The sequence below is a fragment of the Acidovorax sp. SRI_002 genome (genome assembly GCF_057586455.1).
The window spans coordinates 346,968-365,084 of sequence record NZ_JBYCZW010000002.1 but is presented as its reverse complement, the minus strand read 5'-3'; the positions used below and the strand labels follow the sequence as shown (position 1 = coordinate 365,084).

Here is an 18,117-nt window from a genome sequence, read left to right as displayed (position 1 = left end):
TTTTTCGCAGGGAGTGGAAGATTAGTGCATTGCAACATCTTTTGGCAAGAAAATTAATTAGGGTCAGATTCTTAATTTACGAATGAAAATTGAATTTCATTTTTTATTAGGGACACATCAAATTTAATAGCAATTAAACCAACAACAGCAAGCGCTAATGCCATATTTATTCAGACTTTTGGCGAAGCGCCGGCCTACCGGCTTGTCCCTGGGCTACCCGGCGCGGTGTGTGCTTTTGCAACTCTTTAACAAATTCTGCGTCGCCCAGCGCCCAACCACTGAGTGCGGATGACGTCAGCACAGTCTGCTCCTGCGAGCCGATGCCCGCCTGCACCAGCGCGGCGTACGCCGCCTCGCGCGCAAACGGCGTGTTACCCAGCGCCCAGTACAAAGCATGCGGTGTGAGCAAACGGTCATGGCGCAGTCCCAGCCAATGGGCATGGCTGGACCACGGGTAGTCGCCAGGCTGCGCCACCTGCCCGGCCCGCACCGGGTTCAGATCAAGGTAGACCATGCAAGGCAGGAGATACCGCTCGGGCTGCAGCACCGTGGAACGATAGCGCCCCTCCCACAGGGTGCCCGTACGGGCGTGGCGCCGGTTGAAATACTGCACGTAGCGCCGCCCTACCGCCTGCATCATCTGCGGAAGGCCGTCAGCAGTAGTGGGCGTGCACAGCAGATGAAAGTGGTTGTCCATCAGCACATAGGCATGCACAGCAACACCAAATTTCTGCGCATTGTCTGCCAGCAGCGAAAGCATGGTCTCGAAGTCTTCGCGGTCCGCGAAGATGCTTTGGCGGTTGTTTCCGCGCTGGATGACGTGGTGCAGATGACCCGGCAGGGTCAGGCGCGGCAGGCGGGCCATGGATGTGGATGGGAGCTAGGGGGAGGATGATCATAAATCCGTCCCCGATTTCTTCTCACCCCGGCAACAACGTACGGCGCGACGTCAGTCCTGCAACAATTCCACGGCAACCTGGGTATCGCGAGCCTCCGGCTTCAGACCAAAGCGAGCCCCCAGCGCCTTGTCGAGGCCAAACTCTTCCAGAATGGCGCGCAGGCGCTCCGAGGCGCTGCGCTTTTTCTGTCCCGTGTAGCGGGCAATGATCAGCTCATTCTTCATGCTGTGCTCCCAGCCTACCAGCTCCGTCACGGTGACCTGGTAGCCACTCGCCTCGAGGTACAGGCAGCGCAGCACATTGGTGACCTGGCTGCCCAGTTCGCGCGTGTGCAGCGGGTGGCGCCACAGCTCGGCCAAGGGCGTGCGCGACAGCTGCAAGGCCTTGCCCTGCCGCAGGCAGGCGGCCATCTCAGCCTGGCAGCACGGCACCAGCACCATCGCCCGGGCCTGTTTCTGCAGGCCGAAAGCAATGGCATCGTCCGTGGCGGTGTCACAGGCATGCAGGGCGGTGACCACATCGATCCTGGCTGGCAATTCATCTGCACCGGTGGATTCCGCCACCGACACATTCAGGAACGACATGCGTTCAAAGCCCAGCTTCTGCGCCAGCAGGCGGGATTTGTCCACCAGCTCGGCGCGCGTTTCCACCCCGTAGATGTGCCCATGCCCCAGGGCCTTGAAGTACAGGTCGTACAGGATAAAACCCAGATACGACTTGCCCGCCCCATGGTCTGCGAGCGTCGGCCCCTGGTCGGTGGTGGCAAGCTCCGTGAGCAGCGGCTCGATGAAGTTGAACAGGTGGTAGACCTGCTTGAGCTTGCGCCGCGAGTCCTGATTCAGGCGTCCATCGCGCGTGAGGATGTGCAATTCCTTGAGCAGTTCTATCGACTGGCCCGGCCGCAGTTCGGAAAGCTCCGCAGACTCGGCCTTGGAGGCGGCCGCCTTCGGGCGGGAAGCATGTGGCTGCTGCACGCGGGCTGCAGAGAGGTCTTTGGTCTTTCTCATCATCGAACGTCCTGGTTCGCTTCCGGCAGCGATGGCGTGCCAGCGCTGGGGCCCACATCCAGCGCAGACCAGCCCTGCATGCCCAATGCCTGCAGCACCTCAATATTTCGCTCAAAAATTGTTTCCGCCTCCGGAAACACCTCCACGGCGCGGTCGATGCTCTCCTCCCGCAGCAGATGCAGCGTGGGGTATGGCGAACGGTTGGTGCAATTGGTCACGTCATCCACGTCGGTGCCCGCAAACTGAAACTGGGGGTGAAAACTCGCGATCTGCAGCGTGCCGTCGAGCTCCATTGCCTCCAGCAGTGCCTCCGCATCTCCCAGAAAATCGTTGAAATCAAGAAACTCCTGGAGGCAGTGGGGGAGTATCAACAAGGTGGTGTCCCGCGTTTCGGCGGGGGTCGCCACCAGGGCAGACAGCTCACTGCGCAGAAGAGCCTGCACTTCCGTCAAGTCTTCGGTCAGCGCGACCACGTAGTGAATCTGCCCCTTGACATGAACGCCCTTGGCAAATGGGCACAGGTTGAGCCCAATCACTGCCCGCTCCAGCCAACGGACGGTGTTGCGAACGAACAAGTCGGCAGGCTCCGAAGAGGCCGCCGAGGCCGTAAAGGGGGGGGAGGAAGTCATGAAACGGGCGCACGGGGCGCGAAGAAGTGCGGGGTTGATTTTACCGGGCGCCCTGCCCACCCCCACAGCCGCTAGTCGAAAAGCCGCCGCCCCGTCAGGCGCTCATGCTCCCGCGCTGCAAACCGGTCTGTCATGCCCGCAATGAAATCCGCCACAGCCCTTGCCCGCAGCGGGCCGCAGTCCACAGAGGCCTGCTCGGCAAACGCCGCCTTCATTTCTTGGGGGGAGGCCGTGTACGCTGCAAACAGGTCGCGCACGACCTCCTGCGCACGTCCCGTGGTCTCCATGACGCGTGGATGGCGGTACAGGTTTTTGAAGAGGAACTGCTTGAGTTCCAGCGAGCGCGCACGCATGGCATCGCCAAACATCACGAGCGACGGCGATTGGCGCACAGCCTGCACATCAGTGGGCGCGTGCCTGGCCAGTGCTGCCTGCGTGGCATCAATCACGTCATAAACCTGCGCGCTGAGCATGCGCCGTATGGCTTCAAACAACAGGCGCCGTTGCAGCAGCGGCTGCACAAGATCCGGGTACTCGGCCTGGGCCGCAGCGCGGTACTGGTCGAACAAGGGCACGTCCTGCAATTGCGCCAGCGTGATCAGCCCAGAGCGCACGCCGTCATCGATGTCGTGCGCGTTGTAGGCGATTTCATCGGCTAAGTTGCACAGCTGCGCCTCCAGGCTGGGCTGCTCCCGGCGCAAAAACCTTGCACCGACGCCACCGGGCTCTTCCCGCTCCAGCTGCTGTGCGTGTTGCCTGGAACAGTGCTTGAGCACGCCTTCACGCGTCTCGAAGGTCAAGTTCAGTCCGTCGTACTGTGGATAACGCTCCTCCAGCTTGTCCACCACCCGCAAACTCTGCAGGTTGTGCTCAAAGCCCCCGTGCTCCGCCATGCACCCATGCAGCGCATCCTGGCCGGCATGTCCAAACGGCGTGTGCCCAAGATCGTGGGCCAACGAGATCGCTTCCACCAGGTCTTCGTTGATGCGCAAGGAGCGAGCGATGGACCGCCCCAATTGGGCGACCTCCAGCGAGTGCGTCAGGCGTGTGCGAAACAGGTCCCCTTCATGGTTGAGAAAGACCTGCGTCTTGTAGACCAATCGCCGAAATGCAGTGGAGTGCACGATCCGGTCCCGATCACGCTGGTATTCGGTCCGTGTGGGTGCCGGTGTTTCGGGGTAGCGCCGCCCCCTGGTCGCAGCAGGGTGGCAGGCGTACGGGGCTAGGTCAGAGATCGGAATCAAAATTGCGCCCAGCGCTTATCTATAAAGCGCAAATGGCTATATTATTTATAGCAATTGGTGACAAGCACCTTCTAGGCACAGCAGGCATCAATCACTTCGCGCACCAGGCTGTCCGGTGCAGCGCGCACTGCCGCCTTGCCCGGGCCATCGATCACGACAAATCGGATCTCACCGGCTTCAGATTTCTTATCAATGCGCATCAGTTCCAAATAACGGCCGGCATTGTCTGCGGCATCCAGAATGGGCCCCTTGGTGGGCAACCCCGCGCGCTGGATCAGCAGATTCAGGCGGGCCACAAACTCGCCGTCCACCAAGCCAAGCCTGCGAGAAAGCTCTGCCGCCATCACCATGCCGGCACCAACGCCCTCACCATGCAGCCACACGCCATAACCCATGCCAGCTTCAATGGCGTGCCCAAAGGTATGGCCAAAATTGAGGATGGCACGAAGGCCCGTCTCTTTTTCATCTTGGCCGACAACCCAGGCCTTGATCTCGCAACTGCGCCGCACAGCGTGCGCCAGGGCCTCTCGGTCATGCGCCAACAGCACATCCATGTTCAGCTCCAGCCAATCGAAAAAGGCCATGTCCGAAATGGGTCCGTACTTGATGACCTCCGCGAGACCAGCGCTGAACTCACGTGGGGGCAAAGTGTCAAGCACTGCCAGGTCACACACCACCAACTGCGGCTGGTAGAACGCACCAATCATGTTCTTACCGAGTGGATGGTTGATCGCCGTCTTGCCACCCACAGAAGAATCCACCTGGGCCAGTAGCGTGGTAGGTACTTGCACAAAAGGCACTCCCCGCATGTAACTGGCCGCAGCAAAGCCTGTCATGTCACCGACGACTCCCCCTCCTAGCGCAAAAACGGTTGTCTTCCGATCACACGTGTTGGACAGCAGCGAGTCGAAAATGAGCTGCAAAGTCTGCCAATTCTTATGCTCTTCTCCGTCAGGCAGGTGCAACTCATGAATCTGCGCATAACGGCCCGCAAGTGCTTTCCGCAAAGCATCTGCAAACAAAGGCGCGACCGTGGTGTTACTCACAATCAACGCCGTGCTCGCGCGAGGCAAACCGGCGTAGGACGCCGCGTCGGCCAAAAGGCCATCTCCGATCAGTATGCGATAGCTACGCTCAGCCAGCTCAATGGTGACGGCTTGATCAATCTGGGACATGGAATATTGTTGCAGTTTGGTTGAAAGACTGTGAAACATCACAGCCCTGGATCCGTTTTTATCTCAATGAACTTCGCATATGGGCCAGGTTGGTCCCTGCTATCGGGCGGACTACGCAGTGGGTAGCTAGACAGCTAACGCACACGAATCGCATAGGGTCTTGGCCCAGGAAATTGAGGTCTACCGACTCAGTGCGCGCCATTCTCCCTTACCCCAAGGGTCTAACCGTCAATGCATCCCTCTCGAGCGATGTACAGCAACGCTGACCCTCGTCGGCAGCTACGCCCAAGAAAAACAGGGATCAACAAGCCAATTTCTCAAAAAAAAACCCCAGGATATACCAGGGGTTTAGTGTCATCATTGCTCAGAAGGCGTTGCGAAAAGCCTTCTGAGCATGAGGCTGACTACACTCGATCAGGGGCAGATGTAAGCGAGAGGATCTCCTCCGGGCGGAATAGTGCTTGCACTCACTACGGTGATGCTGAATGTCCGTGTCACTTTCGCGGCTCCCTTCGTTGCGGTCACCAGGAACCGCTGCTGTCCGCAGTTCGCCACTTTAGGCACGCCGTTCAAAACACCCGCCGTGCTTGTGGTACCACTGGTCAGCCATGAAGGCAGGCTGGTGAAACTCCAGGTCACATCGCTGACAGATGCCACGAAGGAATACGTAAAGTTCGCACCGACAGGCGCAGAGCCCAACGAACACACCGTATCGGAGTTGCAATCGCCAATCGCGAAGTCTTCAGGCAATCCGCCCACCACCTTGAGCTTTAGGACCGCAGTGTCAACGATCTTGTTCCTGTCGACGACAGTAACGGTCGCACGGTAATCACGCTCTTCAGCGGAGCTGCTTACAGTTCCACTGATCATTCCGGTACTGGAATTGATTGACAAGCCTGCGGGCAAACCGGTAGCGGACCACGTGAATGGCGGCAAACCGCCGCTCGCAGCCAGCAGTGAGGTGAATGGCACACCCTTGGTCACTGTCCCTAGATCGGCATCAGCGAGGGTCAGTGGATCTGTCACAGCCGCGATCACGGAGAATACGTCGATGGACACAATAGGATCCTGAATTCCGTTCGCAACGTTGTTGTCGAAACGATCTGCCGTGAATTCGACAAATATAGGACCAGTTTCTTCACCACTCAGCAAGCTGAACAACGCAACACCTCCAGTAGACGGCAGCTGCAAAATGCTACCCGACTGGTTGCCCGAAACCAATCGGGCGCCATTGGCTGCGTCTGTACCCGCCATGATTCTCGCTTGGACTTTGGCACCAGCAGAATCTGGCATAGGTTGGTTGCCATCGTCGAGAACAAACGCTTGAATACCAACTTGATTGATCAACCCATTTGGATTGGACTTGGTACCCAGGAATCTTTGGCTCACGTACTCTGGAGTCGCAGCAATGACGCGCAGACTTGCGGCCTTCCCGGTCGCAGCGCCCGAGCCTACAGAAATATTGATGCTAGCTCTCTCCACCCGCCCCGACCGGGGGTCTGTGACCGAGCAAGTAATAGTTGCGGTACCTGCTTGATTTCCAGCGTGAAAATGGAACGACGCCCCACCCGAGTTGGCGTCCAATGTAATGCTGCGGAATGCGAGCGGGTTACCGTCGTCATCTTCATGCTCGCTATCGCCATCTAAATAATAGAGGGGACCGGAGCTCAGCCCGTAGTCGGTGTTACATCCAAAGATATTCTCGCCACCAGGAATTGGAGAAGAACCCTTTGTGGCATTCACGTACAAAACCGTCGTGAACGGCGCATAGACTCCAATACCGACAGGATAATTTCCAACATTGACAGGCAGAGTAGTTTTCTCCGCACGCAAAGTGATAGCATAATTTTCATCCGTTTGACCCGGATTCCCCCCGCCGCCACCACAAGCCGCAAGTGCAGCCCCCAGTGCAAGTGGTACAAATTTGATAAATTTCAACATTTATATTCCTATTCAAAGATTAAATTCAGCGAATTGCAGCACGCTCGGTAAGAACTTTTGGAGTAATAAAAATCAACATTTCCTGCTTGTTGGCTTGCTTAGTTTTTGTTTTAAATAAATTACCAACGCCGGGAATGTCACCCAAAAATGGAACCTTTGCCTCAGCATCATCCTCGAATAATTCAAAAATCCCACCAATTACGACCGTACCACCATTTTCAACCAACACCTGAGTTTTGATGTGCTTGGTGTTAATAGCCCGTACATTCTGAAGAATTTCACCTGGACTATCTTTATTTACATCAAGATCCAAGATGATATTACCCTCTGGAGTTATTTGAGGCAGGACCTCCAATTTCAAAACCGCCTTCTTAAACGCGATAACCGTTCCACCATTAGGAGCTGTAACAGGGTATGGAAACTCAGTTCCTTGTTCGATGGATGCTTTGGTTTGATCAGCTGTCACGACACGAGGGCTAGACACAATCTTGCCTTTGCCGTCTGCTTCCATCGCAGATATTTCAAGATTCAAGAATCGATTGGCGGCTGAGTTAAAAATTGATATGGCGAAACTAGCCGGATCGAATCCACCTTGAGCGCTCGCAGGAAGGTTAACAAAAGTACCCGAAGTATTAGTAGCTCCACCAGCGCCAGACGAAGCTACCGCATTGTTATAACTAGTACCGAACGCCATGCTGTTCCCACCGCCGATATTATATCCACCAGTACCACCACGATTAGCACGCAAGTCCGTCCCACCCAATCGAACGCCCAAAGAGCGCCCAAAAGTATCAGATGCCTCAACAATTCTCGCTTCAATCATCACTTGCCGAACAGCGACATCCAGGGTCGAAAGCAACTGACGCACTTCTTCCAGTTTACTTGCGGTGTCAGTCACAAAAAGCTGATTAGTTCTGGGTTCCGCAATAGCGCTACCTCGCTCCGACAGGAATCTATTTGAGGTAGCCCCAGATGCACCACCGCTCGTGGCCGTCAGTTGAGCGACCATATCAACCGCTTTTGCATAATTCATTTGGAACGCTTGCGTTCGAAGCGGCTCCAGCTTTTGAATAGCTAACGCAGCCTCGTAGTCTTTCTTCGTCCTGTCATCAATTTCATCTTTAGGTGCAATCCACAACACAGTGCCAGATTTCCGCATCCCCAAGCCTTTGGCCTCCATTATGATTTGAAGCGCTTGATCCCAAGGCACATCTTTGAGACGCAATGTCAGCGAACCAGTGACCGTATCCGAGGTCACAATATTGAAATTGGTAAAATCAGCAATAACTTGCAGAAGTGATCGAACCTCAATATTTTGAAAATTCAGCGATAGCTTCTCTCCGCTATATCCAGGGCCTTGTGTTAGCTTGTTCAGGTCGATCTTCTTCTGACGGATTTCAACCACAAATTGGCTATCACTTTGATACGCGCTATGCTCCCATTCACCAACAGGATCGATGGTCATGCGGACCCGCTCACCTTGCTGAACGGTGGTAATAGCTTGCACTGGCGTGCCAAAATCACCCACATCCAAACGCCGACGCAACCCTTCCGGCAATGAAGACTTGAGAAAATCCACCACCAAGCCTTTTCCCTGTTGACGAATATCAACGCCCACTTGGCTTGAAGGAAGCATCACCACCACACGCCCAGAGCCATCCGCGCCTCGTCTGAAGTCAACATCTTTCAGCGTCTGAATATCAGAATTTGCAGGATCAGCAAACACTGGCGCAGACACTGCCTGAGTTGCTGAAGTGGCAGACTGCACCGTACCCAAAGAAATCAGTAGTGATTTCCCTTGAATTTCAGCCTGGTAGGAGGTGGATTGCTTAAGATTCAGGACAATTCTGGACCGGTCACCAGCCTGCACCACATTGACCGACTTAACGTTGCCCTGATTCACTTCAAAAACATTTTTTCCGGTTGCATTAGATGCATCCGGAAAGTCCAAGGCAATGCGAGGAGGCGATTGGATGGAAAATCCAGCGGGCACGGTCTTTAGTGGTTCAGAAAAATCAATCCGAACCACATCTACACCGTTCTGCACACTCCCCACTACAGATTGAACCACCACCTGCGCAAACACGCTAATAGGCGTCAATACAGCAAATGTGAATCCCACTGCAATTTGACAAATCTTTGACGGATAAATTTTCAGATATTTCATTTTTTGTCCTCTTGCAGATCGAGGGAGGCCGCACGTTCAATCCAATCACCAGTCGCATCCTGAACAATTTCGCGCAACTGAATCGAATTCTCAGTAATTTTTATTATTCGCCCGTAGTTTTGCCCAATATAGTTTCCAACTCGCACTTGATAAAGTAACCTATCAACTTTTAATAGTGCGGTCGGCGCACCTTTTTTATCAAGACTGCCTACCATTGCCATTACATCCAACGGATACGACTCTAGAGGCTCCTTTCGTCTGGCCATCTCTGGAGCAATTAAAGCTGCGTTAGAGGCAGACTGGGTAGACTCTCGTCTCAACGCCTGTGTGAGCTTTATCGAATTAAACGGTTCGATTCCTGAATCCATCGCATAAGTTTGAGGTAAAAATTGCTTGGGCTCAGTTAAAGGGGTAACTTTAGGTTTGGTTGTTGCCCGCAACTCCGACATCCACTGACGCAATTCGTCATCACCTGAAGAACCACAACCGGGTAAGCCAAGAGCAATCACCATTAATGGAATCAGTCTATGTGACGTCATTTTTTTTCGCCCTTCGCCACCTGCTTTTGAGCCTGAATCTCCTCAGGATCAAGGTACCTGAACGTACGGGCTGTGGCCTCCATAGTTAACGTAGCCCCATCTTTTTCCTTCCCTAGTGGGGCAATGGAAATATCGTTCAAAGTAACAATTCGCGACAGATGCGCAATATCAGATGCAAATGATCCCATGTCGTGATATTTTCCAGTGACACGAACTTGAATAGGCAATTCAGCATAATACTCTTTAACCACCACTTGCCCTGGCCGGAACAAATCAAACTGCAAACTTCTTCCAAGCCCAGCCTGATTGATATCAGAGAGCAACGCTGCCATCTCGGCCTTGCTGGGCAGTTGTTTTTCCAGCTGAATCACGTACTGCTGGACCTGTTCTCGTTGACGCTTTAAAGCCTCCAAACTCACAGCTTTAATCAATTTTGCTTGATAATCTTGGCGTAGGGTTTGCTCTTTAGCGATCTCGGTTTCAAGTTCGACTTCATACTCATTGATCTTGGCAAACCAGAGAACGGCAGCCACTGCAATAGAAATAAAGAGACATAGCAGAATCTTTGGAGCTACTGGCCACAAAGAGGGGTCTTTGGGATCCAAATTCCGAAACTGCCGAGAAATATTTTCCTGCAAGGCAGAGAAATCAATATCTTTTTTTGATTTTTTTGCCATGTTTATTTCCCAATCGCGGCGCTAGCCGAGTCTTTGGCTTTTTGCGCTTCACCAGTACGCATCAGACGGAAGCGCAAATTGAACGTGGACACTCGCCGCTGGTCTCTGGACGACAAAGCAATATTGCTCGCCACAATTTCCACCAATTCCGGCTTTGACAGCCAAGGAGTGTTATCGGTCAAATTCCGAAGCATCTCAGAAACACGCTCGTTGGATTGGGCAACCCCTTGCATAGCGATTACTTGCTCAGTTTGCTTAATGCTTGTCACATACGCGCCTTCTGGTATCTGACGCACGAGTTCATTGAGCAAGTGAACAGGGAGATTTCGATCTGACTGAAGATCTTCCACAGCCTTCTGCCTAGCCCGCAAAGCCGCAATTTCGTCTTCTATGGTGGCAATTTCCTTGATTTGTTCTTCAAGGACCTTAATTTCACTCTGAAGAAAAGCATTTCGCTCTTGCTGTGCGGTGATCATCATTTGAAACCACCAATACACTGCCCCAGCGATTGCCAGACCAATCAGAAATGATGCGAACATCGTCGCCTGAAAGGCTTCCTTCCGACGTTTGCGCGCAGCTTCCCGGTGCGGAAGTAAATTGATCAGAATCACTGCAGGAACCTCCGCATGGCCAGACCGCACGAGGTCAGATAGGACGGCGCCTCACGCACCATTTTTTTCAAACGAACGGAACTTCCGATTTCCATACCGTCAAAAGGATTGACTGCGCTGCACGCAAAGCCGGTCTGCTGGGTAACAGCCTCTGTCAGGCCTGGCAGTGGCGCTGAGCCACCTGCAAGCATGATGTGATCAACACGGTTATGGGGTGTACTGGTGAAGAAAAACTGCAAAGCTCGCCCAATCTCTTGGGCCATGCTGTCTACAAACGGCCGCAGCACAGCCGATTGATAGTCTTCTGGGAGGTCACCATTTCGCTTTTTACTTTCCGCCTCTTCCACTGAGAAACCGTATTGACGGACGATCAATTGGGTCAGCTGCGCTCCTCCAAAAGCTTGGTCCCGGTCATAAAGAACTTCTTCGTTGCGGATAACCTGCATGCTGGTGGTAAGTGCTCCCACCTCAAAAAGAGCAACCATTGCGTCGACGCCTTTCTTGGGCAAGGCCTCAATGAGACGCCCCGCAGCCAATCGGGAGGCATGGGATTCAATGTCCACCACCACCGGCTTGAGGCCTGCAGCCTCTGCCAAACCTTGGCGGTCTTGGACCTTCTCTCGCCGAGATGCGGCAATGAGAACATCGACGTCCCCCGGCGCATTTTTGCTGGGGCCGATGACGCAGAAGTCCAAACTCACTTCGTCGAGCGAGAAAGGAATGTACTGATTGGCCTCCGACTCGACTTGAACCTCAAGCTCTTGTTCTGTCATGCCCCCTGGCAGCGTAATCTTCTTGGTGATGACGGCCGATGGCGGCAGTGCCAAGGCGACGTTCTTCGTGCGCGTTCCACTTTTTTTGACCAGGCGGCGCAGTGCGTCCGCAACTTCGTCGAATTTTTCGATGTTGCCATCCGTGATCCAGCCACGCTCCAGCGGTTCGATCGCGCAACGCTCCAGAACCAAGCCGCCTGCCTTATCGCGCCCAAGCTCCACCAGTTTGACACTGGAGGAACTGATGTCGATTCCCAGCAGCGGCGGAGACTGGCGACTGAACAAAGACCCCATTGAGCTCAAGATTGGTCCCCTGTAACTTGCCAAAATGAGGCAACAAAACTTAACACTTCACATGAATGCTATCAGTAAGATAGTTCTCCAGCAAAGATTTTTCCCCGCGTAACACTTGCGGAGCGTTGCCAAAAGCAGACGAATTTAGCCGCCCTTGCAACACCGTTTGGCAACGATGACGCACCTTTGGGCAGACGGGCACGGGCCGGGCATTGTGATTTTCAGTGGGGTGCAGCGGACATTTTTATAATGGGCCGTCTTACCCCTCCGGAGCGATATGCCGCCCTCTTCATCGAAGTCCTCTGACAAGCAGGACTCTCCTTCCGCTCCCACCCGCCCCACTTGGCTCCGTTGGCTGGTGCGCGCCACTCTTTGGATGGTGGGCCTGGCGACTGCCGCCGCCGTGGGATTGGCTCTGACCATTGCAGTGGCGCTGGCGGTGGCCTATCCGAACCTGCCGGACATCTCTGATCTCGCTGACTATCGCCCCAAGTTGCCTTTGCGCGTTTACTCAGCCGAAGGCGCTTTGCTGGGCGAATTCGGCGAGGAGCGCCGCAACCTCACCCCCATTGGTGAAATCCCCAAAGTCATGAAGGACGCGGTATTGGCCATTGAAGATGCCCGCTTCTTCCAGCATGGCGGCGTTGACTACAAAGGCGTAATTCGCGCAGCCTTGGCTAATCTTGGCCGGGTAAAAAGTCAGGGTGCCTCCACTATCACAATGCAGGTGGCGCGGAATGTTTACCTCTCGTCAGAGAAAACATTTACACGCAAAATTTACGAAATCTTACTGACATTCAAACTCGAGCATTTACTGACCAAAGATCAGATTCTTGAGATTTACATGAATCAGATTTATTTGGGCAATCGTGCCTATGGATTCGCTGCGGCGTCAGAAGCCTATTTTGGCAAGCCCCTGAAATCGGTGTCCGTGGCTGAGGCGGCCATGCTTGCAGGTCTGCCCAAAGCGCCCTCTGCGTACAACCCCATCAGCAACCCCAAGCGGGCTCGCTCCAGGCAGCTTTACATCATTGAGCGCATGGAGGAAAACGGCTTCATCACCGCCGAGCAGGCGACAGATGCCAAGAAAGAAGAACTCAAGATCCGTACCGGCCCGGACAGTACCCGGATTCATGCAGAGTACGTGGCCGAGATGGCGCGCCAGCTGATCTTCACGCAGTATGGCAACGAGGCCTACACACGCGGACTCAACGTCTACACGACACTTAACGCTGCGGAACAAGAGGCTGCGTACGCGGCGCTGCGCCGAGGCATCATGGACTACGAGCGGCGCCAGCAGTACCGAGGACCGGAAAAGTTCGTGGTGTTGCCGACGGCGGCCCAGGAGGTGGAAGACGCCATTGACGACGCGCTGGCCAACCACCCGGACAACGGCGACGTCCTTTCTGCAGTGGTTCTGGAGGCCTCGCCGCGCAAAATTGTTGCAGCCCGCGCGAACGGCGACACACTGGAAATCACCGGCGATGGACTGAAGCCCGCACAGTCCGGCCTGAGTGACAAGGCCGCGCCCAACATCAAGATCCGCCGTGGAGCAGTGATCCGGGTGGTGAAAACACCCAAGAACGCCTGGGAAATTACACAGCTTCCCGAAGTCGAAGGAGCCTTGGTGGCATTGGACCCGCGCACTGGAGCCATCCGGGCGCTGGTCGGCGGATTTGATTTCGACAAGAACAAGTTCAACCACGCCGCACAGGCATGGCGCCAACCCGGGTCGAGCTTCAAACCCTTCATCTACTCTGCGGCACTGGAGAAAGGGTTCACGCCCGCAACGGTCATCAACGACGCCCCTCTGTTCTTTGATGCAGGGGTGACCGGTGGCCAACCATGGGAGCCCAAGAACTACGATGGCAAGTACGACGGCCCCATGAGCATGCGCACGGGACTGGCCAAGTCCAAGAACATGATCTCGATCCGCATCTTGCAGGCCGTGGGGCCGAAGACCGCGCAGGAGTGGGTATCCCGCTTTGGCTTCGATGCTGAAAAGCACCCGGCCTACCTCACCATGGCATTGGGCGCGGGCTCCGTCACCCCCCTGCAAATGGCTACGGCCTATTCCGTGTTTGCCAACGGCGGATACCGCGTGAACCCCTGGCTGATCACCAAGGTCACCGACCACAAGGGCCGTGTCATCTCTGAAACGACTCCGCCGGTCACCAGCGAACAACCGCGTGCCATTGACGCCCGCAACGCCTTCGTGATGAACAGCCTGCTGCAAGAGGTCACGCGCTCCGGTACCGCAGCGCGGGCGCAAGCCACGCTGAAGCGGCCAGACCTCTACGGAAAAACCGGGACCACCAACGATTCTGTGGACGCATGGTTTGCCGGATACCAACCCACGATCGCTGCAGTGACCTGGATTGGCTACGACACGCCGCGTAACCTGGGAAGCCGCGAAACAGGGGGCGGCCTCAGCCTGCCGGTATGGATCAATTTCATGGAACGTGCACTCAAGGGTGTCCCCGTCATGGAGCCCACAGTGCCCGCTGGCGTGGTCAATGTAGGCGGGGAATGGTTCTACGACGAGTACGCGCGCAACAGCGGTATCCCAAGTGTGGGTCTCGATGACCGATCCGCATCACCCGCTGTGGCTCCACAAGCGCCACCGCCCACCGAAGAGCGAAACCGCATCCTGGACCTGTTCCGCAACTGATGGTGTTTGCGAACGCTCTTCCATCTACCTGAGAGACGTGCGCCACCCAGGAGGGTGGCTCAAGCTGAAAACTGCAGTGGCAAACCCGCTTGGGCGGCTGCGTCGCGGCTCAGGCAGTCAAAGAACTCGCCTGCTCCTTTGGTGTCCTGCCAGGCTTGGCCGTCAAACCGGTAGTGGTAACCACCGGACCGCGCGGCCATCCACACCTCGTGCAGAGGTTTTTGCAGATTGATGACGATCTGGCTGCGGTTGGGGAACGTCAATGTCACCATGCCCCCGGAGCGCTGGGCGTCCACATCGGCATCGGTCGCATCGTTGATGCGATCGCAGCTGCGCTCGACGGCAAGCAGCAGTTTTTCGGCGTGGTCCATGAATTCGAGGTCGGTCATTACAATTTGCGCATGTTGAAAGCTTCCCAAATTCTAGTCAGGACGCTTGTCCTTGCTGCCAGTGCGGCAGCCCTTGCAGGTTGCGGTCAACGGGGCCCCCTGTATTTGCCCAGCAGTCCGGCAGCTGCGCAGCGTGCGACCCTGCCCCAGACCTTGACCCCCGGCGTCGGTACCGCCAGCCCTGCGCAGCCCCCCGCAGCCGCAGCGTCAGCGCCGCGCTGAATAGCGGCAGAAGGACCGGTACAACGGTTCTGGCCACCAATACCACCAAGGCACTTGATTTCTATCAAGGACGTCTCAGAGGGTCAATCGTACAGTTCGTGCTTTATTGCACCGCAGGATGGCCATGGCCCTCGAACTCTACCGCGACAAGAACCATGCTTGTCTGATGTTCACCGACCTCATCGAAGAAGACGGTCAGGCCGTTCAGGCCAACCAGTTTCTGATCGTGGACGACGACACCGGCGCCATCATCGACCCCGGTGGCAACCTGGCCTTCAACGAGCTGTTCATGGGGATGACCAAGCACTTCCCACCGCACAAGCTGTCGTACCTGATCGCTTCGCATGCAGACCCAGACATCATTGCCTCGCTGGATCGCTGGATGACCAGCACCAAGGCCGACCTGGTGATCTCACGCGTCTGGGAACGTTTTGCGCCCCACTTCACCAAGGTAGGCAAGACGGAAAATCGCGTCATCGGTGTGCCCGACAGTGGCGGGCATCTGCCCCTGGGCCGCCATGAACTGGTGCTGCTGCCTGCGCACTTCATGCACTCCGAGGGCAACTTTCACTTCTACGACCCGGTCAGCCGCATCCTGTTCACCGGCGACCTGGGGGTGTCGATGATGTCGGGCGCCGAGGCTCGTGTGCCGGTGACCGACCTCCAGGCTCACATCCCGCGCATGGAGGGATTTCACCGCCGCTATATGGTGTCCAACAAGATCCTGCGGCTGTGGGTCCGCATGGCACGGCAACTGGATATCGCCATGCTGGTGCCACAGCACGGCGCGCCCATCATGGGCAAGCAGGCGATCAGCGATTTCTTCAGCTGGATCGAGAACCTCATGTGTGGCATCGACCTGTTTGACGATCGGGCGTACCAGATTCCCACCGGTTACATCGATCCTGTGACCCGGCAGATGCGCGCGGCACCGGCGCGGTAGCCACAGGTCTTGGAATTTCAGGCTAAATTTGCTGCTGGCGCTTTACCATCAAGCGCCAGCAGCTATTATTTATATAGCAAATAATTCCACAAGCACAGCGCTATGACGTGCGGGCGGCTTGGGATGCCTTGGCCCCCGCCGTACCCTGGGTTGGCCGACGCTTGCGCAGCCGGTGCCACAGCCGCCAGCCCAGCAAAGCTGACAAAACCGCCGCATACACCGCCACCTCGCCAAAATCATTCTTGCCAGCGCGCATCCAGAAGAAGTGCAGGATGGCCAGGCCCGCCACTGCGTATACGCTGCGGTGCAGCGCCTGCCAGCGCTTTGCGCCCAAAGCCTTGATCGCGCGGTTGAACGATGTGGCGGCAAGCAGCGTGAGCACCAGCAGCGCCAGAGACCCGACCAGGATGAAAGGCCGCTTGATGATGTCGCGCACGATGTCGGTCCCATCAAAACCCATGTCGAACCAGGCGTAGCTCAGCAGGTGCAGCAGGCCGTAGAAAAACACGAACAGGCCCAGCATGCGCCGAAAGCGCGCAAGCTGGGGCGTGGAAGTCACCACGCGCAGCGGCGTAACGGCCAGCACCAGACAGAGCGCGCGCAGCGTCCAGTCACCCGTGGCGCGGATCAGGGCCTCGGCCGGATTGGCGCCCAGCTGATTGGCCGCCGCAGCGTAGACCAGCCACGCCAACGGAAGCAGGCACAGTGCAAAGACCACGGGCTTGGCGGCAGAATGGAGGAAGAGTTTGCGCATGGTGATCCGCGCCCCTCTTCTGCCGCTTTACCTACACGTCAAGCGGAGAAAAAAGGCGAATGAAGATCAGTAGAACTTCTTGAGGTCCATGCCCGCGTACAGCTGCCCCACCTGGGCTTCATAGCCGTTGAACATGAGCGTCTTGCGCTTTTTGGCAAACAGGCCATCTTCGCCAATGCGTCGCTCGGTGGCCTGGCTCCAGCGAGGGTGGTCCACCTCAGGGTTCACGTTTGAGTAAAAGCCGTATTCCTGCTTGGCCGCCTTGTTCCATGCCGTGCCGGGTTCTTTCTCGACAAAGCGGATCTTGACAATGCTTTTGGCGCTCTTGAAGCCGTACTTCCACGGCACCACCAGGCGAACAGGCGCCCCGTTCTGGTTGGGCAGCACTTCGCCATACATGCCAAAAGCCAGCAGTGTGAGAGGGTTCATTGCCTCGTCCATGCGCAGGCCTTCCACATAGGGCCAGTCGAGCACGCGCGATCCGACAAAAGGCATGGTTGCCTTGTCGGCCAGCGTCACAAATTCCACATACTTGGCGCTGCCCTGGGGCTCCACGCGCTTGATCAGTTCGGCCAGCGAATAACCCACCCAGGGGATGACCATGGACCAGCCTTCCACGCAGCGCAGACGGTAGATGCGCTCTTCCTGCGCGCTGAGCTTGATCAGGTCTTCGATGCCGTATTTACCCGGCTTCTTGACCAGGCCTTCCACTTCCACCGTCCAGGGCGTGGTTTTGAGTGTGTGGGCGTTGCGCGCGGGGTCGGCCTTGTCGGTGCCGAATTCGTAGAAGTTGTTGTAGGTGCTCGCGTCTTTGTAGTCAGTGAGCTTTTCCATCGTGACCGCACCCGCCACGGTGGACTTGGCACCCGCCAGCGCAGCCAGCTTGTTGGGCCGCACCACCTGCGCCTGCTGCGCCAGCGCCTCGCGGCCTGCCCAGGCCGCCATCGCGGCACCTGCAGCGCCGCCCGCCATGAGCTTGAGCATCTGGCGCCGGTCTTCGTAGACCGCGCGGGGTGTGATTTCGGAGGAGTGGGGGTGGTTGAAACCCGAATCGCGCGAAGGGATCAGCATGGAGAGGCTCCGGTCATGGTCTGGTGGAAACAGCTGCAGCAGTAGAGCAGCACAACTGTTAGTTCGTTCCCTAGACCACGCAGGTTACACCGAAGACGCAATAGTTGTCGG

Annotated in this window: 17 protein-coding genes; 3 read left to right on the top strand and 14 right to left on the bottom strand. The window is 56.2% G+C overall.

Annotated elements, in window-relative coordinates; all coding sequences use genetic code 11:
- Positions 1–166: 166 nt before the first annotated feature.
- From AC2YJX_RS06565 to AC2YJX_RS06515, 11 genes are all read right to left on the bottom strand, one after another.
- Positions 167–865 (bottom strand): transposase, encoded by a 699-nt coding sequence (locus AC2YJX_RS06565; protein ID WP_487255601.1) that lies wholly within the window; start codon positions 863–865, stop codon positions 167–169.
- Positions 866–949: 84 nt separating this feature from the next.
- Positions 950–1,906: a class I SAM-dependent methyltransferase gene (locus AC2YJX_RS06560; protein ID WP_487255600.1), complete on the bottom strand. Its 957-nt coding sequence runs from the start codon at positions 1,904–1,906 to the stop codon at positions 950–952.
- A complete protein-coding gene (locus AC2YJX_RS06555; RefSeq protein WP_487255599.1) occupies positions 1,906–2,535 on the bottom strand; it encodes a DUF1415 domain-containing protein in 630 nt (209 codons plus the stop codon). The genes AC2YJX_RS06560 and AC2YJX_RS06555 overlap by 1 nt, the downstream gene beginning before the upstream one ends.
- A gap of 71 nt (positions 2,536–2,606) precedes the next feature.
- Positions 2,607–3,776: a deoxyguanosinetriphosphate triphosphohydrolase gene (locus AC2YJX_RS06550; RefSeq protein WP_228898903.1), complete on the bottom strand. Its 1,170-nt coding sequence runs from the start codon at positions 3,774–3,776 to the stop codon at positions 2,607–2,609.
- A gap of 74 nt (positions 3,777–3,850) precedes the next feature.
- Complete coding sequence (gene aroB / locus AC2YJX_RS06545) at positions 3,851–4,954, bottom strand: 3-dehydroquinate synthase (protein ID WP_487255598.1); 1,104 nt, start codon at positions 4,952–4,954, stop codon at positions 3,851–3,853.
- A 414-nt stretch (positions 4,955–5,368) separates the two neighbouring features.
- A complete protein-coding gene (locus AC2YJX_RS06540; RefSeq protein WP_487255597.1) occupies positions 5,369–6,895 on the bottom strand; it encodes a putative Ig domain-containing protein in 1,527 nt (508 codons plus the stop codon).
- A gap of 25 nt (positions 6,896–6,920) precedes the next feature.
- Complete coding sequence (locus AC2YJX_RS06535) at positions 6,921–9,062, bottom strand: type IV pilus secretin PilQ (protein ID WP_487255596.1); 2,142 nt, start codon at positions 9,060–9,062, stop codon at positions 6,921–6,923.
- Positions 9,059–9,601 (bottom strand): pilus assembly protein PilP, encoded by a 543-nt coding sequence (locus AC2YJX_RS06530; protein WP_487255595.1) that lies wholly within the window; start codon positions 9,599–9,601, stop codon positions 9,059–9,061. The genes AC2YJX_RS06535 and AC2YJX_RS06530 overlap by 4 nt, the downstream gene beginning before the upstream one ends.
- Complete coding sequence (locus AC2YJX_RS06525; RefSeq protein ID WP_487255594.1) at positions 9,598–10,278, bottom strand: type IV pilus inner membrane component PilO; 681 nt, start codon at positions 10,276–10,278, stop codon at positions 9,598–9,600. Before AC2YJX_RS06525 ends, AC2YJX_RS06530 begins: the two co-directional genes overlap by 4 nt.
- A 2-nt stretch (positions 10,279–10,280) precedes the next feature.
- The gene (locus tag AC2YJX_RS06520; RefSeq protein ID WP_121422416.1) at positions 10,281–10,889 is read right to left on the bottom strand and encodes a PilN domain-containing protein; all 609 of its coding nucleotides are present in this window, start codon (positions 10,887–10,889) and stop codon (positions 10,281–10,283) included.
- Positions 10,886–11,965, bottom strand: a complete 1,080-nt coding sequence (locus AC2YJX_RS06515; protein WP_055399276.1) for a pilus assembly protein PilM — start codon at positions 11,963–11,965, stop codon at positions 10,886–10,888. Before AC2YJX_RS06515 ends, AC2YJX_RS06520 begins: the two co-directional genes overlap by 4 nt.
- A 268-nt stretch (positions 11,966–12,233) precedes the next feature.
- On the opposite strand from AC2YJX_RS06515, the gene AC2YJX_RS06510 reads away from it, so the two are divergent.
- A complete protein-coding gene (locus AC2YJX_RS06510; protein WP_055399278.1) occupies positions 12,234–14,627 on the top strand; it encodes a penicillin-binding protein 1A in 2,394 nt (797 codons plus the stop codon).
- A gap of 59 nt (positions 14,628–14,686) precedes the next feature.
- On the opposite strand, the gene cyaY is transcribed toward AC2YJX_RS06510, so the two are convergent.
- The gene (cyaY, locus tag AC2YJX_RS06505; protein ID WP_055399280.1) at positions 14,687–15,016 is read right to left on the bottom strand and encodes an iron donor protein CyaY; all 330 of its coding nucleotides are present in this window, start codon (positions 15,014–15,016) and stop codon (positions 14,687–14,689) included.
- 12 nt (positions 15,017–15,028) lie between these two features.
- Between cyaY and lptM the strand changes: the two genes are divergently transcribed.
- Both lptM and AC2YJX_RS06495 read left to right on the top strand, forming a co-directional pair.
- Positions 15,029–15,238 carry an LPS translocon maturation chaperone LptM gene (lptM, locus tag AC2YJX_RS06500; protein WP_228898816.1) on the top strand — a complete coding sequence of 70 codons (210 nt, stop codon included), beginning with the start codon at positions 15,029–15,031 and terminating at the stop codon, positions 15,236–15,238.
- Positions 15,239–15,362: 124 nt separating this feature from the next.
- Complete coding sequence (locus AC2YJX_RS06495; RefSeq protein WP_218298730.1) at positions 15,363–16,181, top strand: oxygen-binding di-iron domain-containing protein; 819 nt, start codon at positions 15,363–15,365, stop codon at positions 16,179–16,181.
- 100 nt (positions 16,182–16,281) lie between these two features.
- On the opposite strand, the gene AC2YJX_RS06490 is transcribed toward AC2YJX_RS06495, so the two are convergent.
- Both AC2YJX_RS06490 and msrP read right to left on the bottom strand, forming a co-directional pair.
- Positions 16,282–16,935: a protein-methionine-sulfoxide reductase heme-binding subunit MsrQ gene (locus AC2YJX_RS06490; RefSeq protein ID WP_121507459.1), complete on the bottom strand. Its 654-nt coding sequence runs from the start codon at positions 16,933–16,935 to the stop codon at positions 16,282–16,284.
- A gap of 66 nt (positions 16,936–17,001) precedes the next feature.
- A complete protein-coding gene (gene msrP / locus AC2YJX_RS06485; RefSeq protein ID WP_055399284.1) occupies positions 17,002–18,006 on the bottom strand; it encodes a protein-methionine-sulfoxide reductase catalytic subunit MsrP in 1,005 nt (334 codons plus the stop codon).
- Between the last annotated feature and the right edge of the window lie 111 nt (positions 18,007–18,117).

Bases quoted from the DNA above. Each gene is read 5' to 3' on its own strand.
- AC2YJX_RS06565 (WP_487255601.1), bottom strand. From the start codon at position 865: ATGGCCCGCCTGCCGCGCCTGACCCTGCCGGGTCATCTGCACCACGTC.
- AC2YJX_RS06560 (WP_487255600.1), bottom strand. From the start codon at position 1,906: ATGAGAAAGACCAAAGACCTCTCTGCAGCCCGCGTGCAGCAGCCACAT.
- AC2YJX_RS06555 (WP_487255599.1), bottom strand. From the start codon at position 2,535: ATGACTTCCTCCCCCCCCTTTACGGCCTCGGCGGCCTCTTCGGAGCCT.
- aroB (WP_487255598.1), bottom strand. From the start codon at position 4,954: ATGTCCCAGATTGATCAAGCCGTCACCATTGAGCTGGCTGAGCGTAGC.
- AC2YJX_RS06540 (WP_487255597.1), bottom strand. From the start codon at position 6,895: ATGTTGAAATTTATCAAATTTGTACCACTTGCACTGGGGGCTGCACTT.
- AC2YJX_RS06535 (WP_487255596.1), bottom strand. From the start codon at position 9,062: ATGAAATATCTGAAAATTTATCCGTCAAAGATTTGTCAAATTGCAGTG.
- AC2YJX_RS06530 (WP_487255595.1), bottom strand. From the start codon at position 9,601: ATGACGTCACATAGACTGATTCCATTAATGGTGATTGCTCTTGGCTTA.
- AC2YJX_RS06525 (WP_487255594.1), bottom strand. From the start codon at position 10,278: ATGGCAAAAAAATCAAAAAAAGATATTGATTTCTCTGCCTTGCAGGAA.
- AC2YJX_RS06510 (WP_055399278.1), top strand. From the start codon at position 12,234: ATGCCGCCCTCTTCATCGAAGTCCTCTGACAAGCAGGACTCTCCTTCC.
- cyaY (WP_055399280.1), bottom strand. From the start codon at position 15,016: ATGACCGACCTCGAATTCATGGACCACGCCGAAAAACTGCTGCTTGCC.
- lptM (WP_228898816.1), top strand. From the start codon at position 15,029: ATGTTGAAAGCTTCCCAAATTCTAGTCAGGACGCTTGTCCTTGCTGCC.
- AC2YJX_RS06495 (WP_218298730.1), top strand. From the start codon at position 15,363: ATGGCCCTCGAACTCTACCGCGACAAGAACCATGCTTGTCTGATGTTC.
- AC2YJX_RS06490 (WP_121507459.1), bottom strand. From the start codon at position 16,935: ATGCGCAAACTCTTCCTCCATTCTGCCGCCAAGCCCGTGGTCTTTGCA.
- msrP (WP_055399284.1), bottom strand. From the start codon at position 18,006: ATGCTGATCCCTTCGCGCGATTCGGGTTTCAACCACCCCCACTCCTCC.